The organism is Streptomyces sp. NPDC017529 (assembly GCF_044329785.1).
Taxonomy (GTDB): domain Bacteria; phylum Actinomycetota; class Actinomycetes; order Streptomycetales; family Streptomycetaceae; genus Streptomyces.
Genome location: NZ_JBIRJY010000023.1, coordinates 89,379 through 95,590, shown reverse-complemented (window position 1 = coordinate 95,590; position 6,212 = coordinate 89,379). Strand labels below are relative to the sequence as shown.

The following is a 6,212-nucleotide window of genomic DNA, read 5'->3' as shown; positions in this document are numbered from 1 at the left end:
ACGGCTCGATCCACTTCGGATCATCTGCCGAGATCACCCCACCCATGCCCAACCAACGCGCCAACCGCACCACTGGTTACGGGACAACCTTTAGCGGTTTCACGAAGAGGTGTCGGGGCCGCCAGGCTGCAGGCCGGCGGACCCGTCCGCGTACGACGAACGGCGGCGCGCCCCGGCCGGGCGCGCCGCCGTTCTCCTCTTCCCCATCCGGGGCAACTCGCGGCCAGCCGCCCCCCCCCGTCGCCCCTGGCGCCTGACGCGTACGGGGAATTCCGCGCCCGCGATGTCACCGCCACAGCGGCGGCACGTCATCCAACGGCGATCGGACCGCGCGCGGTGCGCCCCTCGCAGTAGGCGGTGTAGTGGTCGAGGGCCCGCTGGGCGCGGGCGGTCGCCACCCGGAAGGCCGTGGCAGGCGCGGCATCGTCCACGAGCACCTCGTGCATCGCGTCCGTCATGAACTCCTGGATCCTGGCGAACTCCCCGAGCAGCGCGCCCCGCGCCGCCGGCGAGTCACCCGAGGCCGCCAGCTGGTCCACCGCGACCCGCAGGTGCGGATTGCGGTCGAACCACCCGTCGGCTTCGAGCAGCCGGAAGGAAGCGCCGGTGACGGGGATGAAGCGGGTCCGCCGGTGCCGTTCCGCCGCCGCGTCCGGACGGTGGAGGTACTGCAGGAAGGCGAGCGCGCCGTCGCGCGTGGCGTCGTCGAACCCGCCGGCCAGCCACAGGGCGTCACCGCCGATCACGTTGCCCGCGTACCCGGCCTCGCTGTTGTGGGGGAGCCGGCACGCGCGCACCGAGAAGCCCCCCTCGCGGCCGGCCTGGACCATGCGCTCCGCCTCCACGGAGGTCGTCATGGTGAACGCGACGCGCTGCTCGGCGAACGCCCGGAAGTTGGCGTCCCAGTCGACGGCCCGGCCGTGGTGCAGATACAGGTAGTGCCCGTCGCGGTGCAGCGCCTTCCACCAGTCCACGTACGCCATCAGCTCGTCCGAGACGAGATCGACGGCGTCGGCACGGGCGGAACGCCCGTTGTCGTGGTTGGCCAGCAGGCCGCCCTGCTGCGCGAGGGCCTGCTGGAACATCCAGCCGTGATTCGGCCAGGAGATCGCCGGTCCACCGCGCGACGAGACCGCCTCGCACGCCGTCCGGAGTTCCGCCCAGGTCCGCGGCACCTCGGTGACGCCGGCGGCGGCCAGCAGGGTGGTGTTGGCGTACATGAGCGTCGTCGAGACCAGCGACGGCATGGCGAGGAGTGCGCCGTCCCGTGTGTAGTAGCGGACGGCCGCCGACGCGAGGTCGTCCAGGACGACCTTTTCGCCGAGGATCTCCTCGCGGCCGCCGATCGCCGGACCGACCGGGGTGAACAGCGGCTCGCCGGACGCCGTCCGGATGTCCAGCGCCTCCTGGGCCGAGGTGTAGAAGAACTGCGCGAGTACGGGCGGATCGCCGCGCAGCGCGGCGCGGTGCACCTCCTCGGGAAAGGAGAGCCAGTCGACGGAGCGCACCTCGACCCGGTAACCGGGATGGACGGCGCGGAACCTGTTTCCCTTCTCCTGTATTTCCCGGGCATGGTCAGGAATGACCGGGTAGTGGGGCACCCATACCGTAATGATTCGCTCGGATGTCATGAAGAGCCTTCCTGTGTTCTCCGATGCCCGGCGGCCATCGTCGGCGGCCCGGCAACCCGGCGGCATCTTCGCCCTTGCCCGTTTCCACCGGACCGGATCAGCGCATTCTCGGAGAAGTACCGGCAGGGTGCCGGTGGGATTCTGGGCGTTCGAACCCGCGACGCACGGAAGTGAGGAGAGTGCCGCATGGCGGAACGCCGCAGCACGCGCCCGATGACCGGTGAAGAGTATCTGGACAGTCTGCGGGACGGCCCTCGCGAGATTTACCTCTACGGCGACCGCGTCGACGATGTGACGGCGCATCCGGCCTTCCGCAATCCGGCCCGGATGACCGCCCGGCTGTATGACGCGTTGCACGACCCGGAACGCCGCGGCGAACTCGTCACACAGACCGACACCGGCAGTGACGGATACACGCACAAATTCTTCACCGTGTCCCGCAGCGTCGACGACCTTGTGCGGGACCAACGGGCGATCGCGGCGTGGGCGCGCCTGGGATACGGGTGGATGGGCCGCAGCCCCGACTACAAGGCGTCCTTCCTGGGCACGTTGGGAGCCAACGCCGACTATTACGGTCCGTTCGCCGACAACGCCCGGCGCTGGTACGCCGAGTCGCAGGAACGGGTGCTGTACTGGAATCACGCCATCGTCCACCCGCCGGTGGACCGGAGCCTGCCCCCGGACCAGGTCGAGGACGTGTTCATCCACGCCGAGCGGGAAACCGAAGCGGGCCTGGTCGTCAGCGGCGCCAAGGCGGTTGCCACGGGGTCGGCGCTGGCGCACTACAACTTCATCGCCCACTACGGCCTGCCGATCAAGAAGAGGAATTTCGCCCTGGTGGCGACGGTGCCCATGAGCGCGCCCGGGGTGAAGCTCATCTGCCGGCCCTCGTACGGGTCCACCGCCGCGCTCGCGGGAAGCCCGTTCGACTATCCGCTGTCGTCCCGCCTGGACGAGAATGACGCGATCCTGGTCCTGGACAAGGTGCTCATCCCCTGGGAGAACGTGTTCGTCTACGGGGAAGCGGAGAAGATCCGGCGGTTTTCCGGGGAGTCCGGATTCATCGAGCGGTTCACCTTTCACGGCTGCACCCGGCTGGCGGTCAAACTCGACTTCATGGCGGGACTGCTGGCCAAGGCCCTGGACACGACGGGCAGCAGTGACTTCCGCGGTGTACAGAGCCGGCTGGGCGAAGTACTGGCCTGGCGCGACCTGTTCTGGGGACTCTCCGACGCGGCGGCGCGCAATCCGGTGCCGTGGAAGAACGGGGCGCTCCTGCCGAACCCTCGGTACGGGATGGCCTACCGGTGGTTCATGCAGATCGGCTATCCCCGGATCCGGGAGATCGCGCTGCAGGACGTCGCCAGCGGCCTCATCTACCTCAACTCGTCCGCCCACGATTTCGCCAACCCGGAGATCCGCCCTTACCTGGACCGTTTCATCCGGGGATCGGACGGGGTGGACGCCGTCGAGCGGGTCAAAGTGATGAAGCTGCTGTGGGACGCCGTCGGAACGGAATTCGGCGGGCGTCACGAACTCTACGAGCGCAACTACGCGGGCAATCACGAGAACGTACGGATCGAAGTGCTCCTCAAGCACGCGGCGGACGGCCGGCTCGACGAGTTCAAGGGGCTCGTCGACACGTGCCTGGACGAGTACGGCCTGGACGGCTGGACGGTCCCGGACCTCGACACGTTCGACGCACTGGGCCGTGCGGGACGCGACCTGGTGCACGGCAGGAAGGGCGGGGAGCGGCCCCAGGACGCCGCCACCGCCGGTGATGGGGCTCCGGAGCCGGCGGCCCCGCACCGTTCCGACGGAGTGGTGTGAAGGTCTTACCAGCCTGAGGCCGTCAGCCCGCTCTCACCCGAAGAGCCCCGCAACCAGCGGTTGCGGGGCTCTCCTCGGGTTCGACTCGCGAAGAGGAAGACCCGGCCGGGGGGAGGACCGGCCGGGAGCGCGGGGGCCGGTCAGCGAAGCGTGCGGGCGAAGGCGCGTACGTCGGAGATCAGGAGCTCGGGCTGTTCGAGGGCCGCGAAGTGGCCTCCCCGCTCGCACTCTGTCCAGTGCGTCAGCGTCGGCAGGGCCGCCTCGGCGAAGCGCCGTACGGGCCGGACCGCGTCCTCCGGGAACACCGCCACCCCCACGGGCGCGGACAGCGGCCACGGCCCGCCCCAGGTCCGCAGGAAGTCCGTGTCGAGGCGGTTCGACTCGTAGTACAGCTGGGCGCTGGAGCCCGCAGTGGCGGTGAACCAGTAGACGGAGACGTTGGTCAGCAGGGTGTCGCGGTCGATCGCCTCCTCGGGGCAGTCCCGCGCGGCCGACCACTCCCTGAACTTCTCCGTGATCCACGCGAGCTGGCCGGCCGGCGAGTCCGTCAGTGCGTAGGCCAGGGTCTGCGGACGCGTCGACTGGATCTTGCGCCAACCGGCCCCGTCCTGCTCGAAGTGCGCGGCGAACTCCCACCGCGCCTGGTCGCGTGCGTCCAGGTCCGCGAAGGAGGCGCCGGCCGGGGGGAACGCCGCGAACATGTTGACGTGCACCCCGGCGACCCGCTCCGGGGCGGCCAGCCCGAGCTCCAGCGAGACGGGCATCCCCCAGTCGCCGCCCTGCACCAGGTACCGCGTGTACCCGAGGCGCTCCATGAGTTCCGCCCACGCCCTCGCCACTCGGCGCACGTCCCACCCCGTGGTGCGTATCCGCCCCGAGAAGCCGTAGCCCGGGAGGGAAGGGATGACGAGGTGGAAGGCGTCCTCCGGGCGCCCGCCGTGGCGCCGGGGATCGGTCAGGGGGCCGATCACCCGCAGGAACTCGGCGACCGAGCCGGGCCAGCCGTGCGTGACGATCAGGGGCAGGGCGTCCGGTTCGGGGGAGCGGACGTGCAGGAAGTGGACGGTGGCGCCGTCGATTCCCGTCAGATACTGCGGATACCGGTTCAGGCGCGCCTCGGCGGCGCGCCAGTCGAACCGGGTCCGCCAGTATCGGGCCAGTTCGCGGAGGTAGGAGAGCGGCACGCCGCGGTCCCACCCGGTGCCCGGCACCTCGTCGGGCCACCGGGTCGCGTCGAGCCGCCGGTGGAGATCGTCGATGTCGGCCTGTGGCACGGCGATACGGAAGGGGCGCATACGAAAGCCTTTCCGGATCCGGTGGTCGTCACGTGTCGGGGGTGTCGTGGGTGGCACTGGCGGCCGCCGGGCCCGGCGCGGCCGCGCGCCGGGAACCGGAGTCCGGCCGCGGCCCGCGGCGCAGGCTGTGGCGCAGCACGCGCAGTGCCCGGTGCGGGCTCATGAGCGTGGCCGGCGCGTCCACCAGCCCCGCGACGCGCATGAAGGAATTGGCCAGCACCGCGTCGTGGGCGGCGGCTTCCTGCAGCCGCGCGACGTAGGCGTTCGCGAACTTGGTCTTCGCCGTCCGACGGCCTTCGACGCCCACGTAACCGAGGTCCGCGCTCGCCGAGAAGTCCCAGGGCGCGTCCACGGCGCGCGCGATGTCCCGGAAGTACGCCCGCGCGTCGGGCGCGGGGCCCGCCGCCACGTGGCCGCGGAGCACCAGAGCCTCCTGCGCGGCGACGCTCATGCCCTGCCCGTAGACCGGGTTGAAGCTGCACACGGCGTCGCCCATGACCAGGAACCGCTCCGGGAAGCGCGTCAGCCGCTCGTAGCGGCGGCGGACGCTCATCGGGAACCGGAACATCACAGGCTCGTCGAGCGGCTCGGCGTCCCGCACCGCGCGGTGGATGTCCGGAACCGGGAGGGTCGCCGCGTACCGCAGGAAACCGTCGGGATCGGTGGGCGGGTGGTCGCCGAGTACGCCGGTGAGCGACAGCTCGACGCAGCCCGCGCGCCCCGGCACGCGGTAGAGCAGCGCACCGCGCGGATGGGCGGGGGTGGCGACCGGGATGATCGCGACATCGGACCCCAGCGGATCGCCGCGCAGCTTGAAGTGGGCCGTCGTGTAGGCCAGGTCGATCTTCACCCGGTCCTCGTCGGGCCGCCGATAGCCCAGTTCGTCGAGCCACGCGGGCGTCCGTGAGCCGCGTCCCGTGGTGTCGACGACCAGGTCGGCGTCGATCACTTCCGGCGCGGTGCGGTTGCGGGGCTGGACCCGGGCGCCGAGGACGCGGCGCCGGTCCGAGGAGACCGACAGCCCGACGATGTCGGTGTGCTCGCGGAAGAGCACGTTCGGCAGCGCCTGCACCCGGCCGCGCACGTGCGCCTCCAGGACGGGGCGGGTGGCCGGCACCGAGACGAGCCCGGACCGGCCGGGCCGCAGCCGACGGCCGTTGAAGTACCAGCGGATGTCACCGTTGAAGTCCCCCGGCTCGGCACCGGCGGCGCGCAGCTCTGCGGTGAGCCCGGGGAACAGCTCTTCGAGTATCTGTTGGCCGCGGGCGATCAGCCCGTGCGCGTGGCGTCCGTGGGGCACGCCCCGGCGGGGGCCCTCCGCCCCGAGGACCGTGTCCCGGTCCACCACCACGACCTCGCCGAACCGCTCGGCGAGGACCCGCGCCGCCAGCAGGCCCGCCATGCTCGCGCCGAGTACGACGGCGCGCGTCCCGGTATGTGGCTCCGTCACCTGTGC

Annotated in this window: 4 protein-coding genes; 1 reads left to right on the top strand and 3 read right to left on the bottom strand. The window is 71.2% G+C overall.

Annotation, left to right across the window (positions count from 1 at the left end):
- Positions 1-308: 308 nt before the first annotated feature.
- Positions 309-1,631 carry an extracellular solute-binding protein gene (locus ACH4K4_RS34105; RefSeq protein ID WP_398172901.1) on the bottom strand — a complete coding sequence of 441 codons (1,323 nt, stop codon included), beginning with the start codon at positions 1,629-1,631 and terminating at the stop codon, positions 309-311.
- Positions 1,632-1,844: 213 nt separating this feature from the next.
- On the opposite strand from ACH4K4_RS34105, the gene ACH4K4_RS34100 reads away from it, so the two are divergent.
- On the top strand, positions 1,845-3,461 hold the full coding sequence (locus ACH4K4_RS34100; protein WP_398172899.1) for a 4-hydroxyphenylacetate 3-hydroxylase family protein: 1,617 nt from the start codon (positions 1,845-1,847) through the stop codon (positions 3,459-3,461).
- 140 nt (positions 3,462-3,601) lie between these two features.
- Here the strand turns inward: ACH4K4_RS34100 and ACH4K4_RS34095 are convergent, their stop codons facing one another.
- Positions 3,602-4,756, bottom strand: a complete 1,155-nt coding sequence (locus ACH4K4_RS34095) for an epoxide hydrolase family protein (protein WP_398172897.1) — start codon at positions 4,754-4,756, stop codon at positions 3,602-3,604.
- A gap of 28 nt (positions 4,757-4,784) precedes the next feature.
- Entirely contained in the window at positions 4,785-6,206 is a 1,422-nt protein-coding gene (locus tag ACH4K4_RS34090) for an FAD-dependent oxidoreductase (RefSeq protein ID WP_398172895.1), read from the bottom strand.
- Positions 6,207-6,212: the final 6 nt, after the last annotated feature.